The organism is Escherichia sp. 94.0001 (assembly GCF_013369155.2).
GTDB classification, from domain to species: Bacteria; Pseudomonadota; Gammaproteobacteria; order Enterobacterales; family Enterobacteriaceae; genus Escherichia; species Escherichia coli_F.
Map to the genome: position 1 here is coordinate 117,046 of NZ_JABWMS020000009.1, position 19,166 is coordinate 136,211.

At 49.5% G+C, this 19,166-nt stretch carries 18 protein-coding genes; 6 read left to right on the plus strand and 12 right to left on the minus strand.

The genetic code is table 11. The features are described 5' to 3' along the window. Positions 1–15: 15 nt before the first annotated feature. The 6 genes from fucA to HEN33_RS07400 form a co-directional block, all read right to left on the minus strand. Positions 16–663, minus strand: a complete 648-nt coding sequence (gene fucA, locus HEN33_RS07375; RefSeq protein WP_000442593.1) for an L-fuculose-phosphate aldolase — start codon at positions 661–663, stop codon at positions 16–18. Between the two features lie 132 nt (positions 664–795). Continuing rightward, entirely contained in the window at positions 796–1,794 is a 999-nt protein-coding gene (locus tag HEN33_RS07380) for a LacI family DNA-binding transcriptional regulator (RefSeq protein WP_053901095.1), read from the minus strand. A 64-nt stretch (positions 1,795–1,858) separates the two neighbouring features. Further along, a complete protein-coding gene (locus HEN33_RS07385) occupies positions 1,859–3,439 on the minus strand; it encodes an FGGY-family carbohydrate kinase (protein WP_176262680.1) in 1,581 nt (526 codons plus the stop codon). 53 nt (positions 3,440–3,492) lie between these two features. After that, positions 3,493–4,443 carry an ABC transporter substrate-binding protein gene (locus tag HEN33_RS07390; RefSeq protein ID WP_105271794.1) on the minus strand — a complete coding sequence of 317 codons (951 nt, stop codon included), beginning with the start codon at positions 4,441–4,443 and terminating at the stop codon, positions 3,493–3,495. Positions 4,444–4,516: 73 nt separating this feature from the next. Then, positions 4,517–5,500, minus strand: a complete 984-nt coding sequence (locus tag HEN33_RS07395; protein ID WP_000156205.1) for an ABC transporter permease — start codon at positions 5,498–5,500, stop codon at positions 4,517–4,519. A 3-nt stretch (positions 5,501–5,503) separates the two neighbouring features. Continuing rightward, complete coding sequence (locus HEN33_RS07400) at positions 5,504–7,003, minus strand: sugar ABC transporter ATP-binding protein (protein WP_105271795.1); 1,500 nt, start codon at positions 7,001–7,003, stop codon at positions 5,504–5,506. Positions 7,004–7,472: 469 nt separating this feature from the next. On the opposite strand from HEN33_RS07400, the gene fucI reads away from it, so the two are divergent. The 4 genes from fucI (at position 7,473) to fucR (ending at position 11,988) form a co-directional block, all read left to right on the plus strand. Then, positions 7,473–9,248 (plus strand): L-fucose isomerase, encoded by a 1,776-nt coding sequence (gene fucI / locus HEN33_RS07405; RefSeq protein ID WP_038355742.1) that lies wholly within the window; start codon positions 7,473–7,475, stop codon positions 9,246–9,248. A 108-nt stretch (positions 9,249–9,356) separates the two neighbouring features. Next, complete coding sequence (gene fucK / locus HEN33_RS07410; RefSeq protein ID WP_176262675.1) at positions 9,357–10,775, plus strand: L-fuculokinase; 1,419 nt, start codon at positions 9,357–9,359, stop codon at positions 10,773–10,775. 1 nt (position 10,776) lies between these two features. Next, the gene (fucU, locus tag HEN33_RS07415; protein WP_000920840.1) at positions 10,777–11,199 is read left to right on the plus strand and encodes an L-fucose mutarotase; all 423 of its coding nucleotides are present in this window, start codon (positions 10,777–10,779) and stop codon (positions 11,197–11,199) included. Positions 11,200–11,256: 57 nt separating this feature from the next. Further along, positions 11,257–11,988: an L-fucose operon activator gene (fucR, locus tag HEN33_RS07420; RefSeq protein ID WP_010378533.1), complete on the plus strand. Its 732-nt coding sequence runs from the start codon at positions 11,257–11,259 to the stop codon at positions 11,986–11,988. Between the two features lie 43 nt (positions 11,989–12,031). Here fucR and rlmM read toward each other — a convergent pair whose 3' ends face one another. The 4 genes from rlmM to HEN33_RS07440 form a co-directional block, all read right to left on the minus strand. Then, entirely contained in the window at positions 12,032–13,132 is a 1,101-nt protein-coding gene (gene rlmM, locus HEN33_RS07425; protein WP_001045520.1) for a 23S rRNA (cytidine(2498)-2'-O)-methyltransferase RlmM, read from the minus strand. Next, positions 13,125–13,520: a DUF423 domain-containing protein gene (locus HEN33_RS07430; protein ID WP_000203905.1), complete on the minus strand. Its 396-nt coding sequence runs from the start codon at positions 13,518–13,520 to the stop codon at positions 13,125–13,127. The genes rlmM and HEN33_RS07430 overlap by 8 nt, the downstream gene beginning before the upstream one ends. Positions 13,521–13,538: 18 nt before the next feature. Then, the gene (gcvA, locus tag HEN33_RS07435) at positions 13,539–14,456 is read right to left on the minus strand and encodes a glycine cleavage system transcriptional regulator GcvA (RefSeq protein WP_000044401.1); all 918 of its coding nucleotides are present in this window, start codon (positions 14,454–14,456) and stop codon (positions 13,539–13,541) included. 350 nt (positions 14,457–14,806) lie between these two features. After that, a complete protein-coding gene (locus HEN33_RS07440; RefSeq protein ID WP_000750398.1) occupies positions 14,807–15,034 on the minus strand; it encodes a YgdI/YgdR family lipoprotein in 228 nt (75 codons plus the stop codon). Positions 15,035–15,225: 191 nt separating this feature from the next. On the opposite strand from HEN33_RS07440, the gene csdA reads away from it, so the two are divergent. Then, complete coding sequence (gene csdA, locus HEN33_RS07445) at positions 15,226–16,431, plus strand: cysteine desulfurase CsdA (RefSeq protein ID WP_176262676.1); 1,206 nt, start codon at positions 15,226–15,228, stop codon at positions 16,429–16,431. Next, on the plus strand, positions 16,431–16,874 hold the full coding sequence (csdE, locus tag HEN33_RS07450; RefSeq protein WP_032185027.1) for a cysteine desulfurase sulfur acceptor subunit CsdE: 444 nt from the start codon (positions 16,431–16,433) through the stop codon (positions 16,872–16,874). Before csdA ends, csdE begins: the two co-directional genes overlap by 1 nt. 50 nt (positions 16,875–16,924) lie before the next feature. Here csdE and tcdA read toward each other — a convergent pair whose 3' ends face one another. Both tcdA and mltA read right to left on the minus strand, forming a co-directional pair. Continuing rightward, positions 16,925–17,731 (minus strand): tRNA cyclic N6-threonylcarbamoyladenosine(37) synthase TcdA, encoded by an 807-nt coding sequence (gene tcdA, locus HEN33_RS07455; protein WP_000117724.1) that lies wholly within the window; start codon positions 17,729–17,731, stop codon positions 16,925–16,927. A gap of 76 nt (positions 17,732–17,807) precedes the next feature. Further along, positions 17,808–18,905: a murein transglycosylase A gene (gene mltA / locus HEN33_RS07460; protein ID WP_176262677.1), complete on the minus strand. Its 1,098-nt coding sequence runs from the start codon at positions 18,903–18,905 to the stop codon at positions 17,808–17,810. Positions 18,906–19,166: the final 261 nt, after the last annotated feature.

The following is a 19,166-nucleotide window of genomic DNA, read 5'->3' on the forward strand; positions in this document are numbered from 1 at the left end:
TGTTGCTTTACGAAATTACTCTTCAATCCGTAACCCGTAGGTTTTGAATTTCTCCAGCACTACGGCAATCTCTTCATCGCTCAGCACTGGCACCGGGTCCGTAATCGCCAGGGTCGTCAGGTAAAGCTGCGCCAGCACTTCAACCTCATGCGCCAGCCATAACGCTTTCTCCAGATTCACCTCACAAGCGATAAGCCCATGATGTTGTAACAAAGTTGCCTTACGGTTTTTGAGAGCCAGCGCAACATGTTCAGAAAGTTCCCGAGTTCCAAAGGTCGCATAAGGCGCGCAAGGAATAGAATTACCACCAGCCGCCGCAATCATGTAGTGAATAGCAGGGATCGGTCGGTTAAGAATGGAAACTGCCGTGCAATGAACGGCATGATTGTGAACAACCGCGTTGGCATCCGGTCTGCTTTGATAGGCCGCCATATGGAAACGCCATTCGCTGGAAGGAATCTTACCTTCTTCGTATTTGCCGTTGCCATCAACATAGACAATCATATTCTCCGTCATTCTTTCATAAGGAATACCGCTGGGAGTAATCAACATGCCGTTTTCAAAACGTGTGCTGACATTCCCCGCTGTCCCCTGATTTAACCCAAGGCGCGTCATTTCCAGACAGGTTTCAATTATTTCACGGGATAAACGTGTTCTTTCCATTTCTATTCTCCAGATACAGTTTCAGCTCGCCTTGTTGCGTAAAACAGCACCGCAAATGAAGACGGGGTTATTTTTAGTAAGGGGAGGCCACTGAATATCATTGTTCAGTAGCCTGATATCTTTTGGCGATTATTATTTTTTTCTTATGCGCTTAATTAATTTCATTTCTACTTTAACTGTTTTTTTGACTGGTCTTTCTTCGATCGCGCTTAACATCATTTCGAACGCTTTTTCTGCCCAGGCATTTTCATCCTGCTGCATTGACCAGACATTGTTGGCGAGAAATCCCAGCATAGGATGTTCATCGAAAGTGCCAATATTGATTTCTGGCGGTACAGCGCCAAGACGGTCGCGAATCGCGCGGACAGCGCCTTCAAGCACAGGTAAAGACGAGGCGATAAATGCCTGCGGACATCCCTGCTCTTCAATGAGTTTTTCCATAATGACATAGCCGCCTTCCGGAGTATTTACCGGACCTTCCCGCACCCAATCGCGATGGGTAATCCCTTTTTTTGCCAACGCATTCAAATAACCTGTCAGACGATCGCTGATACTCGGTAAACCGGCATCTCCCAGCAAAAACCATACTGGAACCTGCCCGGCCTCAAGAATATTTTGCGTCAGCTTTTCTCCGCCAGAAATATTATTACTCTCTACCAATGCGTTATCGGTATATTTAAAATCACGATCGAGTAAAACCATTGGCTTACGAATTTTGCGTAAATGATGCTGCTGATTTTCCAGCGTCGAAGGAACAATAAAAAGACCATCTACATTTCGTGCGATAAATGCTTTCGTCAATTTATTTTCATAGTCAACATCATCATAAGTGCAACTGATTGTAAGTTGATATCCGGAACGTCGACAGCGTTGTTCGAGTTTTTCTGCCAGCGTAGCAAAAAAGACGTTGGATATGTTGGGAACAATCAACCCTAATGTATCAGTTTTGTTAAGCTTAAGGCTGCGAGCGGAATGATTAATGATATAACCATAGCGTTCAACATATTCATTGATACGCGTTTGGGTTTTGACGCTGATTCGATATTGTTCCGCTTTTCCATTTAGCACCAGTCGCACGGTCGTAACCGATAAATTCAGGTCGCTGGCTATCTGCTCTACTGTTTTAGCCATAGGTATTTCCCAGTTAACATCCAGACGTCAAATCACAATCATAAAAGTATTTTCAACTTTTGTCTTATTGCATCAGTTGGTTAACCGCCTGTTGTTGCTCCCAAAGCGTCAGGTAAACCCGGTATTTACGCTCTAAAAATTCACGGCGTTGTGGATTTACCTGAATAACCTCTCCGGCTTCAACCATTGCTTTACACGCAGATGTAAAATCTCCCCATGCTCCGCTGGCAACAGCGCCGCTAATTGCTGCGCCCAATGTAACGGCATCTTCTTCTTGCATCAGGTGGATATCGCAGCCTGTCACGTCTGCATATTCGCGTAGCCATAAAGGATTGTGCGTTGCACCACCACATAATGTTAATCGGGTAATGGTATGCCCATTTTCCCTGAGAGTTTCAATAATATGTCTGGTGCCAAAGGCTATTGCCTCTAAAGTCGCAAGATAAAGTCGCGCGAGCTGATTTTCACCACGCTCCAGTGTTAAGCCATAAACACTGCCTCTGGCATCGGGCCGCGCTCGTGGCGAACGGTTGCCGTGATGATCGGCAAGCACATGTAAATTTCGTGTGGGTTCTGACTCGTTAGCTTCAAGGGCTGCTACCCATTCATTAATCAGTTGAATCGGATGACATCCGCGTTGCTGCGCCTTGTGAAAAAGATTTGCGCTTGCCCCTGACTCCTGAAGCGTCCACTCCACCAGCGCCCCTGCGGCGCTTTGCCCGCCTTCGGTTAGCCAGTAATTTGGCAACATGGCCGACCAGTATGGCCCCCAGACGCCAGGGGTGAATATCTCTTTTTCACTACACAGCATATGGCAGTTCGACGTTCCGCTTATCAATGCCAGCGTTCCTGATGGGTGAGCGCCAGCCAGCGCCACGCCACCGGCATGGGCATCAATCAAGCCACTGGCCACGATAATATTAGTCGTTAATCCTAACTCTTCAGCAGCTGTGGCGGTTAACGTTCCCACGGCAGCGCCAGGCGGAAGAATGTCGGCAGGAATTCTTTCAAGCATATCGGTCAGGTCTATCGATTCCAGTAAGCTATGGCTAAAGCGTTGCTCATGAGCCAGATAATTCCATTTACACGTTAGCGTGCATAATCCCGCGACGTCTCGCCCTGTTGCTTTCCAGACCAGAAAATCCGCCAGATCGAAAAAGCGATGAGCAGCCTGCCAGGTTTGCGGTAGATGCGTCTTCAACCAACGTAACTTTGGTAACTCCATCTCGACGCTCACTTCGCCACCAACGTAGCGCAATGCAGGATCCTTCGTCGCGTTAATCTGCGCCGTCTCGACAGTTGCACGATGATCCATCCACATAATAATGTCGTGATTCGCAGATCCACCGGGCGAAACAGCTAAACCCTGGCCTTGTTCATCAAGAACAACCAGCGAGCAAGTAGCGTCAAAACCCAGCGAGCGAATTGCGGAACCAGGGATGCCTGCCAAAGCTGTCGCCTCTTTCACCGTTTTACAAACTTGTTGCCAGATCTCCGCCGAAGACTGTTCAACACGCTCGCCGCCAGGGCGAAACTGGGAGACGGGCGCAGTAGCGAATGCCAGCCTGTGGCCACTGGCACTGTAAACGCCTGCCCTGACACTGGCCGATCCGACATCGACACCGAGAAAATAACCGTTGTGCATAAAGCCTCCCTGACGCTGGAGATAACGGGGATGAAAATTCATCCCCATTTTTTTTATTTCTTACCGAATGGGTGCAGGAGTTTGTCGATTTCTGGCGTGTTAATATTCTCGGCATTAACAAATTTCACGGGAATATCGATCTCTTTTTCAACGGCTTGTCCCGAAAGGGCCGCGTTCAACGTTTTGATCCCTTGATAGCCAATCTGGTATGCATCCTGAACAACAAAGCCCTGAATGACGCCGTTCTTCAGGAAGTTAATAATCGCTTCCGTACTATCAAAACCAATGACCTTCACCTTACCTTTCAGATTCTGGCTATCAATGGCATTCGCCACCCCGAGCGTTGAACCTTCATTGGTGCCATAGATCCCAGCAAGATCGGGATTGGCCTGAATCATATCGATAGTTTTATCCATCGCTTTTTGCGGGTCACCATCGCTGTACTGAACGGGTAAAACTTTAATGTCAGGATATTTTTCTTTCATACGCTCCATGAAGCCTTCCGAGCGTTCAATAGCGGAAGATGTTCCTGCAACGTGCGCGATAATCCCAACTTTCCCTTTATTATTTACCTGCGCAGCTAAGGCATCAGCTGCCTGAGCACCTGCTTTACGGTTATTGGTGGCGACAAAACTCACCGGAATGTCTGAATTGATGCCTGAATCAAAGGTCACCACTTTGATACCGCGTGAATTTGCCGTTTCTACCAGTGGGGCGAGCGCATTCGCGTCGAGGGCTGCCAGAAGCAAGCCATTCGGTTTCTGCGCCATCGCATTTTCGACTAACTGAATTTGCTCGGCTATTTGCGTTTCATCAGCCGGGCCAACATAGCTGGTTTTATCCCCCAACTCTTTAGCCGCAGCTTCAGTCCCCATTTTTACGGTTTGCCAGAATTCATGTTGGAAACCTTTACTAACAACCGGAAGATTTAAATCCTTCGCCAGTGCGCTGGAACTTACGCAAGCCAGCAGAGATAACGCATAGATAAAATGCCTGGTTTTCATTGTTGTACTCCGTTCTGAGTGAATCACCCTTAACGTCAGGGCAGTTGTTTCCCGATAAAACAGGGAGCCTAAGTCAACGAATCTTTTTGCGTAATGTATCGAGGTAAACGGCAGCGACCACAACTACGCCCATCGCGACCATTTGCCAGAACTGAGAGACCCCCATTAAATTGAGGCCATTTTTCAGTACACTCATAATGAAAGCGCCAATGATTGTGCCGCCAATAGTGCCAATACCGCCCATTAAGCTGGTTCCGCCGATCACTACCGCAGCAATAGCTTCCAGCTCATAACCCACACCCACCGTCGGTTGTCCGGAGTTGAGACGAGAAGCGAGAATGACACCCGCAATCCCGGTTAATAAACCACAGAAGGCATAGACGAAAATTTTCACGCGCTGAACTTTAATACCAGAAAGATGAGCAGCAACTTCATTACTGCCTACGGCATAGACATAGCGACCAATAACCGTTTTCTTCAGGATGTAAGCGCCGACAAGCGCCACAATGACCAGGTAGAAAACAGGATAAGGCAGCACATCAAACAAGCGTCCCTGTGCGAGCGTTTTGAACATCGGGTAATCGGCAAAATAGATGGCGCGCCCGTCGGTCATCACCATATTGATACCTCTGACGGACATCATCAGGCCCAAGGTAGCGATAAACGGTGGAATAGTCATTTTAGTGACCAACAAACCATTCACATAGCCGCACATTCCACCGGCTAAAACACCGGCAATAATACACACTGGCAGCGGCAGGCCCAGTGTGGCGCAAATCCCCACGGCGACACCAGAAAAAGCCACCACGGAACCCAATGAAAGATCGATGCCCGCGGTAATAATGACGAAAGTTACCCCAATGGCCATAATGCCGATAACCGACGTTTGCAGAGCAATCGTCATGATATTTTCGGTATTAAAGAAAAAGGGAGAGCTGAAACTAAAAAACAGCACTAATATAATTAAGCTAAAAAGAGGCGCAAGGCGCATCAAAAGTTCTTTATTTATCTTTATTTTCTTATTATTGCTGTCTGGAGAGGTTACAGAGATAGTCATAATTTAATCCTCTAACGTCGCGTATTGCATGATTTTTTCTTGTGTCGCTTCATTTGCGCTAAGTTCGCCAGTAATTCGACCACTGCGCATCACTAAAATACGGTCGCACATTCCTAACACCTCCGGCAATTCAGAGGAGATCATGATGATTGATTTCCCTTTTGCCACCAGGCGATTCATTAACTCATAGATTTCCAGTTTGGCGCCAACATCAATGCCGCGAGTGGGTTCATCGAAGATTAAAATATCAGTATCTTTACACACCCAACGTGCAATTATAATTTTCTGCTGATTTCCTCCACTTAGATTTAATGCAGCCTGTTCAAGATTTGGCGTTTTAATCCTTAACGCTTTTACCTGTTCCTCACTGGTTTGTTGGCAACGACGCGAATCGACATTCCCAAAACGATCGGAATACTCAGGGTAATTTCCTAACATAATATTTCGTTCAACAGATAAATTCAGTGCCAACCCTTCTTTTTTTCGGTCTTCCGTCAGGTAACTAATTCCCTGCTGAATAGCATCCGAAATATCTTTAATAACGGTTTCCTTACCATTTAACTTTAGCGTTCCGCTGTCAATGGAGTCCGCACCAAAAATCGCACGCGCAAGTTCAGTACGACCTGCCCCCATCAGTCCGGCAAAGCCGAGGATCTCGCCACGATAAAGCGTAAAATTAATATCGTTCAGTACGCCTTTGCGCGTCAGTCCGTTGACCTCCAGAACCGGCATCCGCTGCTGTATGGCCTCGCGGCGGGGATAGATATTCCCTAAATCGCGACCAACCATCATGGCAATCAGATCGCTGATTTTTACGCACTCATAATCTACTGTGCTGATGTACTGACCATCACGCATTACAGTCGCGCGGTCGGCAATTAGCGCCAACTCTTCCAGACGGTGGGATATATACACAATGCCGGTCCCCTGTTCTTTCAATAACCGGGTGACGCGAAATAAGCTTTCAATTTCAGTTTCTGTTAACGCCGCAGTAGGTTCATCCATAATGAGAATCCTGGCGTTAACCGAAATGGCCTTGGCAATTTCTACCATCTGTTGTTGAGCTACCGTAAGGTCGGCAACCAGAGTATCTGGTTTGATCGCCAAATTTAATTTTTGCAAAATTTCAATCGTCGCCTTGCGTTGCTGTTTCTCATCCAGACGCCAGCGATTTTTTTTACAAAACTCCCTGCCGATAAAAATATTTTCTTCTACTGTAAGCTCGGGAAATAAATTAAATTCCTGGTGAATAATAGTAATACCTACGTTTTGCGCACTTAACGGATCAGAAAATGAGACTAATTTATCTTCAAAAATTATTTCGCCTTCATCAGGTTGATAAACCCCCGACAAAATTTTCATTAATGTAGATTTTCCTGCACCATTTTCACCTAATAATGCATGAACCTCGCCCCGGCGTAGGGTAAATTGCACGTCATTAAGCGCCAACACTCCAGGAAAGCGTTTGGTGATATGCTTCATTTGCAAAAATGTTTCGGACATTGCAGCTTTCCTCAATAATCAGAAACTGAAAATGTGAAGTACGGCATAAACGTCGCTACTAAAGCCATCTCCACTGTGATACGAATAACCTTTGAATAAATATTCATCGTATCAATCTATTCTTCGCATTTTGCTAACTCGAGTTAGCGATCGCCTTTTAAAGCTATTTTAGGTATACAAATTAGCCAAATCATTTGAGTTAAAACTGTGATGCATAACCATTAAAATCTAATAACCATATGATTATACGTAAAATTTATTTTTATCCCGCTAAATAATAATTTGACAGAGATCGTATTTTAACCACTTCTCGTGAAGCCCCTCACATTTCAACAACAAAAAAGTTGTGCATAAAAAGCCTACAAACCTAAGCTAACTCGAGTTAGCAAATAATGACCAATACTACTGCTTCGGTGGTTTCCTTTCTCCGCCTTAGCAGAGCGCCAATAAAGCGAGATGAGGAATCCTGATGAAAATTAATACGTTACCGAAAATTGGTATCCGCCCGGTTATTGACGGTCGTCGCATGGGTGTTCGTGAGTCGCTTGAAGAACAAACAATGAATATGGCGAAAGCTACGGCCGCACTGCTGACCGAGAAACTGCGCCATGCCTGCGGAGCTGCCGTCGAGTGTGTCATTTCCGATACCTGTATCGCGGGTATGGCTGAAGCCGCTGCTTGCGAAGAAAAATTCAGCAGTCAGAATGTAGGCCTCACCATTACGGTAACGCCTTGCTGGTGCTATGGCAGTGAAACCATTGACATGGACCCTACCCGCCCGAAAGCCATTTGGGGCTTTAACGGCACTGAACGCCCAGGCGCTGTTTACCTCGCCGCAGCTCTGGCAGCTCACAGTCAGAAAGGTATCCCGGCATTCTCCATTTACGGTCATGACGTTCAGGATGCCGATGACACATCGATTCCTGCTGATGTTGAAGAAAAACTGCTGCGCTTTGCCCGCGCCGGTTTGGCAGTCGCCAGCATGAAAGGTAAAAGCTATCTGTCGCTGGGCGGCGTTTCGATGGGTATCGCCGGTTCCATTGTTGATCACAACTTCTTTGAATCCTGGCTAGGAATGAAAGTCCAGGCGGTGGATATGACCGAACTGCGTCGCCGTATTGATCAGAAGATTTACGACGAAGCAGAACTGGAAATGGCGCTGGCCTGGGCTGATAAAAACTTCCGCTATGGCGAAGATGAAAATAACAAACAGTATCAACGCAATGCCGAGCAAAGCCGCGCAGTTCTACGCGAAAGTTTACTGATGGCGATGTGTATCCGCGACATGATGCAAGGCAACAGCAAACTGGCCGATATTGGTCGCGTGGAAGAATCTCTTGGTTACAACGCCATCGCTGCGGGCTTCCAGGGGCAACGTCACTGGACCGATCAATATCCAAATGGCGACACCGCCGAAGCGATCCTCAACAGTTCATTTGACTGGAATGGCGTACGCGAACCCTTTGTCGTGGCGACCGAAAACGACAGTCTTAACGGCGTGGCAATGCTAATGGGTCACCAGCTCACCGGCACCGCTCAGGTATTTGCCGATGTGCGTACCTACTGGTCACCAGAAGCAATTGAGCGTGTAACGGGGCATAAACTGGACGGACTGGCAGAACACGGCATTATCCACTTGATCAACTCCGGTTCTGCTGCGCTGGACGGCTCCTGTAAACAACGCGACAGCGAAGGTAAACCGACGATGAAGCCGCACTGGGAAATCTCTCAGCAAGAGGCTGACGCTTGCCTCGCCGCGACCGAATGGTGCCCGGCTATCCACGAATATTTCCGTGGCGGTGGTTACTCTTCCCGCTTCCTTACTGAAGGCGGTGTCCCGTTCACCATGACCCGTGTCAACATCATCAAAGGCCTGGGACCGGTACTGCAAATCGCGGAAGGCTGGAGCGTTGAGTTACCGAAGGATGTGCATGACATCCTCAACAAACGCACCAACTCAACCTGGCCAACCACCTGGTTTGCACCGCGCCTCACCGGTAAAGGGCCGTTTACGGATGTGTACTCGGTAATGGCGAACTGGGGCGCTAACCATGGGGTTCTGACCATCGGCCACGTTGGCGCAGACTTTATCACTCTCGCCTCCATGCTGCGTATCCCGGTATGTATGCACAACGTTGAAGAGACCAAAGTGTATCGTCCTTCTGCCTGGGCTGCGCACGGCATGGATATTGAAGGCCAGGATTACCGCGCTTGCCAGAACTACGGTCCGTTGTACAAGCGTTAATACATTACTCCCTGATGTGATGCCCGGTCGCTCCGGCTACCGGGCCTGAACAAGCAAGAGTGGTTAGCCGGATAAACAATGTTATCCGGCTATATTGCAGGAGCGATTATGAAACAAGAAGTTATCCTGGTACTCGACTGTGGCGCAACCAATGTCAGGGCCATCGCGGTTAATCGGCAGGGAAAAATTGTTGCCCGCGCCTCAACGCCTAATGCCAGCGATATCGCGATGGAAAACAACACCTGGCACCAGTGGTCTTTAGACGCCATTTTGCAACGCTTTGCTGATTGCTGTCGGCAAATCAATAGTGAACTGACTGAATGCCACATCCGCGGTATCGCCGTCACCACCTTTGGTGTGGATGGCGCTCTGGTAGATAAGCAAGGCAATCTGCTCTATCCGATCATTAGCTGGAAATGTCCGCGAACAGCAGCGGTAATGGACAATATTGAACGGTTGATCTCCGCACAGCAGTTGCAGGCTATTTCTGGCGTCGGAGCCTTTAGTTTCAATACGTTATATAAATTGGTGTGGTTGAAAGAAAATCATCCACAACTGCTGGAACGCGCGCACGCCTGGCTCTTTATTTCGTCGCTGATTAACCACCGTTTAACCGGCGAATTGACTACTGATATCACGATGGCCGGAACCAGCCAGATGCTGGATATCCAGCAACGCGATTTCAGTCCGCAAATTTTACAAGCCACCGGTATTCCACGCCGTCTCTTCCCTCGTCTGGTGGAAGCGGGTGAACAGATAGGTACGCTACAGAACAGCGCCGCAGCAATGCTCGGCTTACCCGTTGGCATACCGGTGATTTCCGCAGGTCACGATACCCAGTTCGCCCTTTTTGGCGCTGGTGCCGAACAAAATGAACCCGTGCTCTCTTCCGGTACCTGGGAAATTTTAATGGTCCGCAGTACGCAGGTTGATACTTCACTGCTAAGTCAGTACGCCGGTTCCACCTGCGAACTGGATAGCCAGGCAGGATTGTATAACCCCGGTATGCAATGGCTGGCATCCGGCGTGCTGGAATGGGTGAGAAAACTGTTCTGGACTACTGAAACGCCCTGGCAAATGTTGATTGATGAAGCTCGTCTGATCGCGCCTGGCGCGGATGGCGTGAAAATGCAGTGTGATTTATTGTCGTGTCAGAACGCTGGCTGGCAAGGAGTGACGCTTAATACCACGCGGGGGCATTTCTATCGCGCAGCGCTGGAAGGGTTAACCGCGCAATTACAGCGCAATCTACAGATGCTGGAAAAAATCGGTCACTTTAAAGCCTCTGAATTATTGTTAGTAGGTGGAGGAAGTCGCAACACATTGTGGAATCAGATTAAAGCCAATATGCTTGATATTCCGGTAAAAGTTCTCGACGACGCCGAAACGACCGTCGCAGGAGCTGCGCTGTTCGGTTGGTATGGCGTAGGGGAATTTAACAGCCCGGAAGAAGCTCGCGCGCAGATTCATTATCAGTACCGTTATTTCTACCCGCAAACTGAACCTGAATTTATAGAGGAAGTGTGAAATGCTGAAAACAATTTCGCCGTTAATTTCTCCTGAACTATTGAAAGTGCTGGCAGAGATGGGACATGGAGATGAAATTATTTTTTCCGATGCTCACTTTCCCGCCCATTCGATGGGACCGCAGGTGATCCGCGCTGATGGCCTGTTGGTGAGCGACTTGCTCCAGGCGATAATCCCGTTATTTGAACTGGACAGTTATGCACCGCCGCTGGTGATGATGGCGGCGGTAGAAGGTGATACTCTCGATCCTGAAGTAGAACGACGTTATCGTAATGCGCTTTCACTACAAGCCCCCTGTCCTGACATCATCCGCATCAATCGTTTTGCGTTTTATGAGCGGGCGCAAAAAGCCTTTGCGATCGTTATCACAGGCGAACGAGCGAAGTACGGGAATATTCTTTTAAAAAAAGGGGTAACACCGTAATCTCATACCGGTACGCCCGCATGACGCGGGCGGTTATCGAATGATGGGGTGAAAAATATGAAAGCGGCACGCCAGCAAGCGATAGTCGACCTGCTGCTGAACCATACCAGCCTGACCACGGAAGCTCTATCTGAACAGCTAAAGGTCAGTAAAGAAACCATTCGTCGCGATCTCAATGAATTACAGACGCAGGGTAAAATTCTGCGCAATCATGGGCGCGCTAAATATATCCACCGTCAAAATCAAGACAGTGGCGATCCCTTTCACATCCGGCTGAAAAGCCATTATGCGCATAAAGCAGATATCGCGCGCGAAGCGCTCGCGTGGATTGAAGAAGGGATGGTGATAGCCTTAGACGCCAGTTCAACCTGCTGGTATCTGGCACGCCAGTTGCCTGACATCGACATTCAGGTCTTCACCAATAGCCATCCGATTTGCCATGAACTCGGTAAACGTGAACGCATTCAACTGATCAGTTCCGGCGGCACACTTGAGCGCAAATATGGCTGTTACGTCAATCCCTCGCTGATTTCCCAACTTAAATCGCTGGAAATCGATCTGTTTATTTTTTCTTGTGAAGGGATCGATAGCAGCGGTGCACTGTGGGACTCCAATGCCATCAACGCTGATTACAAATCGATGCTATTAAAACGTGCCGCGCAATCGTTGTTATTGATTGATAAAAGTAAATTTAATCGTTCAGGGGAAGCCCGCATCGGGCATCTGGATGAGGTCACGCACATTATTTCTGATGAGCGCCAGGTTGCGGCTTCTTTGGTAACAGCCTGACGGAAAGGGTAGCAGGCCGGAGACGACGCCCCGGCCTTGCCTGTTATCGCTCGTCGCGACGACCACCCACCGCAGCCCAGATACGGCGGACGTGCACCGTCACTTCTTCGCGATCGTGATACAACTGCCGCGCCTGAATCTGAGCATTTATGCCATGTTCATCAAGCTGTGCCTGAATATACGCCAGATTATGTGACACTTCTTCGTAGCGTTTTTTCATCGGCAGTTTGAGGTTGAAAATGGTTTCACGGCACCAGCCATTAACCAGCCACTGCGCCATCAATGCCGCAACTTTCGCCGGTTTTTCAACCATATCGCATACCATCCAGGAGATATTGCTGCGTGTCGGACGGAATTTGAAACCGTCTTCCCGCAGCCACGTCACCTGCCCGGTATCCATCAGGCTTTGTGCCATCGGGCCGTTATCAACGGAATATACCCACATGTTGCGCTTCACCAGTTGGTAGGTCCAGCCGCCTGGGCAAGCACCTAAATCCACCGCCCACATCCCGTTCGCCAGACGTTCATCCCACTCATCCGCCGGAATAAACACATGAAATGCCTCTTCCAGTTTGAGCGTGGAACGACTCGGCGCATCTGCCGGAAATTTCAGACGCGGAATGCCCATATAGAACGGCGAATTATTGTTGCTGTATGAGTAACCGGTATAGCAGCAACCTGGTGCAATAAAGAATACATGCACAACCGGACGCTTCGGCGTTTCATAGTTCGCCAGCACCCCGGCATCGCGCAAGGCAGCGCGTAGCGGCACGGTGAATTTACGGCAGAATTTCAGCAACTCTTTGCTTTCGTTGGTATCGGCAACTTCAACACGCAGTTCACCGCCCTTCTCTACTACGCCCTGTAACATGCCGACAATGGGGGTAATACGATCTTCTGGCGGCAAATGCTGCAGGAGTTCCCCGACCACAAACCACTGGCGGGCAAAAATTAATGAACTGAACGGCAGCTCACGGATTAACTTATCGCCATCATCAGGTTGATAACATTCATAAATGACATAACCCGCATTCTCTTTCACGCGGGCAAAACCGAAAATTTCCCGCTGGCCGGCTTTATCGGTAATTTCTGCGGCGCACTCTTTTTCAAAGCCCGGACGGCACAGCAATACAACCTTATTCATGACTTACGCCCTTGCGCTTTAAACGGATAGCACCAACTAACATTAGCGCCCAGCCCGCGAGGAAGCTCACGCCGCCAACCGGTGTGACAAATGCCCACAAACGCAAATGCGACAACGCCAGGCAATAAAGGCTGCCGCTGAACAGCACCGTGCCTAACGCAAGGAAAACGCTACTCCAGTAAAACCAGATACTGATGCGACGCTGCATTGCCACCGCCAGACCTAAGATCGCCAGCGTATGGAACGCCTGGTATTCGAGACCGGTCTGGATCCAGCCCATCTCAACGGCCCCCATGGTTTTACTTAACACATGCGCGCCAAAAGCGCCCAGCGCCACAAAAATGAAGCCGCTAATGGCGGCGAAAATCAGCATAAAACGGCTGGTCATGGTCGTACCCTACGTAAATTATTGTTCATAACGAAAGCGGAATTTTTCTTGTTCAGCAGCGGCTTTCGCCAGGATCCATTGGCGAAAGGCGGCTATTTTACCCAGTTCTGCCTGGCTGTCATGACAAACCAGATAAAAAGCGTTTTTACTGACCAGAACATCATTAAACGGGCAAACAAGACGTCCGGCTTCAATTTCAGATTGCGCCATCACGTTATTCGCCAGCGCCACTCCCTGCCCGTGGATAGCCGCTTGCAGCACCATGGCGCTATGACTAAATATTGGTCCTTGCTGAACGTTGATATGATTTAACCCCAATTGGCGAGTATATGTCTGCCAGTCACGGCGAGACGCATCATGTAATAACGTATGTTTAGCCAGATCTTCCGGGGTCTTCAAGGGTTTTTCGCCAGTCAGCAGTAGCGGCGAACACACCGGCAATAAATATTCGGCGTACAGTTTTTCCACCCGTAGCCCCGGCCAGTTGCCCCGACCATAAAATATCGCCACATCAACATCATCCGCCAGCTTATCTTCCTGACGATCAACCGCCTGGATTCGAACGTCAATTCCCGGATAAGCTGAATTAAAGCTGGAAAGTCGCGGAACCAACCAATGTATGGCGAAACTGGGGAGTAAACTGACCGTCAACGCCCCCTTGGCGCTACGGGCCTGGAGTTTACGCGTCGCTTCGGTTAATTGCGAAAATATCTCTTTGATATCGAGGAAATAGCTTTGACCTTCCTCGGTCAGCAGGAGTGAACGATTACGGCGGCGGAACAGTTTTAGCCCCAGAAAATCCTCAAGAGACTTGATTTGATGACTTACTGCGGCCTGGGTCACAAAAAGCTCTTCTGCTGCGCGAGTGAAACTTAAATGGCGTGCTGCGGCATCAAAAACTCGTAAGGCATTTAGCGGTGGTAATCGTTTAGACATGGCTTTTAAACTTTGATGTTAAATGAATTTAACAATTAGATCACACTGTGTAACCTATTAGTTTTTTTAATCTGAGCCATTATAAATTGTCCGTTGAGCTTCTACCAGCAAATACCTATAGTGGCGGCACTTCCTGAGCCGGAACGAAAAGTTTTATCGGAATGCGTGTTCTGGTGAACTTTTGGCTTACGGTTGTGATGTTGTGTTGTTGTGTTTGCAATTGGTCTGCGATTCAGACCATGGTAGCAAAGCTACCTTTTTTCACTTCCTGTACATTTACCCTGTCTGTCCATAGTGATTAATGTAGCACCGCCTAATTGCGGTGCTTTTTTTTACCTTGCGATCGCGAATTACTGATCCAGTTCGACCATCTCTTTCACGTCGGTACGGTTGATCTGCTGTTTGTTGCCATTAGCGTCTTTATACGAAATCATACCGGTATCGTTATCAGTCTGTGGTTTGCCGTCAGAGACGATGGTACGTCCGTCATTGGTGTGCATCACATAGTTCGAACCGGAACAGGCGCTCAGGGCAAAAGTCAGCATACAGGCAGAAATAATTGCGGCAGTCTTTTTCATCATCTTCTCCTTAAAGCGATTAATAAATCTTAATAGTATTGATTAACAGGCTAAAATTAACGCCTAACACTATTTAGCATATGTTACTTACGCGGCTTCGCCAGGATATCCAGATAATTCTGATGGTTAGCACTCTCCTTGTATCAAAGTGAATTTTGCGTCACGATCGGTGCATCAAGCCGAGGAGTACCATGAACGTTTTTAATCCCGCGCAATTTCGCGCCCAGTTTCCCGCGCTACAGGATGCGGGCGTCTATCTCGACAGTGCCGCGACCGCGCTTAAACCTGAAGCCGTGGTTGAAGCAACCCGACAGTTTTACAGCCTGAGCGCCGGAAACGTCCATCGTAGCCAGTTTGCCGAGGCCCAACGCCTGACCACGCGTTACGAAGCTGCACGGGAAAAAGTGGCGCAATTACTGAATGCACCAGATGACAAAACTATCGTCTGGACGCGCGGCACCACTGAATCCATCAACATGGTGGCGCAATGCTATGCCCGTCCGCGTCTGCAACCGGGCGATGAAATTATTGTCAGTGTGGCAGAGCATCACGCCAACCTCGTCCCCTGGCTGATGGTCGCCCAACAAACCGGAGCCAAAGTGGTGAAATTGCCGCTTAATGCGCAGCGGTTGCCAGATATCGATTTGTTGCCTGAACTGATTACTCCCCATAGTCGGATTCTGGCGTTGGGCCAGATGTCTAACGTCACTGGCGGTTGCCCGGATCTGGCACGAGCGATTACCTTTGCTCATTCAGCCGGGATGGTGGTGATGGTTGATGGTGCTCAGGGTGCGGTGCATTTCCCCGCAGATGTTCAGCAACTGGATATTGATTTCTATGCTTTTTCAGGTCACAAACTGTATGGCCCGACAGGTATCGGCGTGCTGTATGGCAAACCAGAACTGCTGGAAGCGATGTCGCCCTGGCTGGGTGGCGGTAAAATGATTCACGAAGTGAGTTTTGACAGCTTCACCCCTCAATCCGCGCCGTGGAAACTGGAAGCCGGAACGCCAAATGTGGCTGGCGTAATTGGGTTAAGCGCGGCGCTGGAATGGCTGGCAGATTACGATATCAACCAGGCAGAAAGCTGGAGTCGCAGCCTGGCGACGATTGCAGAAGAGGCGCTGGCAAAACGTCCAGGCTTTCGTTCATTCCGCAGCCAGGATTCCAGCCTGCTAGCCTTTGATTTTGCTGGCGTTCATCACAGCGATATGGTGACGCTGCTGGCGGAGTACGGCATTGCCCTGCGGGCCGGGCAGCATTGCGCTCAGCCGCTACTGGCAGAATTAGGCGTAACCGGCACACTGCGCGCCTCTTTTGCGCCATATAATACAAAGAGTGATGTGGATGCGCTGGTGAATGCCGTTGACCGCGCGCTGGAATTATTGGTGGATTAATGACGAACCCGCAATACGCCGGACACCCGTTCGGCACAACCGTTACCGTAAAGACGTTACACGAAACTTTCGCGCCGTTGACTCAATGGGAAGACAAATATCGTCAGCTAATTATGTTGGGGAAACAGCTTCCAGCTTTGCCAGACGAGTTAAAAGCGCAGGCTAAAGAGATTGCCGGATGCGAAAACCGCGTCTGGCTGGGGTATACCGTGGCTGAAAACGGCACGATGCATTTCTTTGGCGACAGCGAAGGACGCATTGTGCGCGGCCTGCTGGCGGTGTTGTTGACTGCCGTTGAGGGGAAAACCGCCGCCGAATTGCAAGCACAGTCGCCGCTGGCATTGTTTGATGAGCTGGGATTGCGTGCGCAACTTAGCGCCTCTCGCAGTCAGGGGTTGAATGCGTTAAGCGAGGCGATTATCGCGGCGGCAAAGCAGGGTTAAGCACAAAACCAGGTCGGATAAGACGTTCGCGTCGCATCCGACCTGATTGTTTACCCCTGACGCGCCGCTTTCGCCATCATCTTCTTCAACGCATGAGAAACCGCAACAAAACCAAAGGTGGCGGTCACCATCGTCGCCGCACCAAATCCAGATGCACAATCCATCCGCTTCGGCCCTTCTGCCGTGGCTTTCATCGCGCACACCGTACCGTCTGACTGCGGGTACACCAGCGCTTCGGTAGAGAACACGCAATCCACGCCGAGCTTACCTTTGCTGTTTTTCACTACGCCAAAATCGCTTTTCAGGCGCTCGCGCAACTTCGCCGCCAGCGGGTCCTGAATCGTTTTCGCCAGATCGGTAACCTGAATCTGCGTCGGATCAATCTGCCCACCAGCACCACCAGTCGTGACCAGAGGGATTTTGTTGCGCCGACAATAAGCAATCAGCGCCGCTTTGGGTCGCACACTATCAATGGCATCAATCACGTACGAATAACCGGCACTCATATATTGCGCTACGTTATCCGGCGTCACGAAGTCATCCACCACCGTTACACGGCACTCCGGGTTAATCTGGCGAATACGTTCGGCCATGACTTCCGCTTTGGCCAGCCCGACGTTATCTCGCAGCGCGTGAATTTGCCGATTGGTATTAGTGACGCACACATCATCCATATCGATAAGTGTGATTGCGCCAATACCCGTGCGCGCCAGCGCTTCCGCCGCCCAGGAGCCGACACCGCCAATACCGACCACACAAATATGCGCATCAGCAAACAGTTGCAACGCTTTTTCACCATACAGACGCGCAGTGCCACCAAAACGCTGACGCCATGCATCACTAATTACCACAGACATAGCACCTCAGAATTAAAAAGGGCGAGGTTATCCCTCACCCTGTCGTATCCGTCAAAACGGTATACAGAATAACACATCAGCCGCTAAAGACGTTACCTGCGCCCGGGGCGGTTTTCAGCACCCAAACACGTCCATAGTGGTTGTACCAACCTGCGCGGTGTCCGGCTTCCGGCCCGATACCTTGATAAATATCGAAGTGTTGGCCTTTGATTGCACCACCGACATCCAGCGCCACCATCAGCCGCAGTTCGTACTGACCGTTAAATTTGCCGTTATTATCCAGCAGCGGCACTTCTGCCAGTAAGGTTGTACCAAGTGGGATAATGGAACGATCGGACGCAACTGAAGCGCGACCAACCAGCGGCACCGCACTTGCCCCTTTCACCGGAGCAAAAGATTGCGGTTTAAAGAAGACGAAAGACGGGTTCTGTTCCAGCAGCTCGCGAACCTCGGCTTCACTGTGTGTTTCACCCCAGTGACGAATCGCCTGCATCGACATATCTTCTTTTTTCACTTCGCCACGGTCAATCAGCACCTTACCAATACTGCGATAGGCATGACCATTCTTTCCGGCATAGCTGAAGAAGTTAAGCGGACTGCCATCACCAAAATCGATATACCCGCTACCCTGCACATCCATAATGAAGTTATCCATCAGAGAGTTGCTGTAAGCGAGGATGTATTTATCGCTCAATGCTCCCGCGTAGATCTCCGCACGAGACGGCAGACGACCACGTTTTGGCGGCATACGGTAAATAGGATACTGGAACTCGCCCTGACGGGTATGGCGCGCCTGAATGACAGGCGTGTAATAGCCCGTAAACTGCACGTTGCCATAGTTGTCGGCACCTTCCATCTGCCAGGCGTCAATGCCGAACTGACGCATATTGCGGGTATCACCGCCTGCGCGTAGCCACTCCTGCACCGCATTATAAACATTACTCTGGTTGCCATACAGACGCGGTGACGAAGTACGGATATGGTTAATTTGCTCGGCAAAATCACCGGCGTTAATTGGCGCGCCAACGGCATCTGGCTGGTTTACCAGAGAGAAAGGCTGGGTAAATTTCCCGTCTTTATATTGCTGTCCGCGATCGGTTGGTTTGGAAGAGCAGGCGGCAAGCATTGCCACAACCGTGCCCATAAGAAGGTACTTTACCCAACGTCCTTTCATTGTTCTCTTCTTCAGTTTAAAAAATAAGGCGCAATGAAGATAACAAACCGCCGCGTTTAATGAAATGAGCAGCCTCTCCCTGACGCAAATTTTGCACAAAAAACAGGCTTTAGTGATTTGTTTTTGCTCAAAATCATACCAAATCCGTGATCTGGGTAAAAAAAAGGTTGCATGAAAACGCGAGCGGAGTATAGTGCGCATCCACGGACGCGGGGTGGAGCAGCCTGGTAGCTCGTCGGGCTCATAACCCGAAGGTCGTCG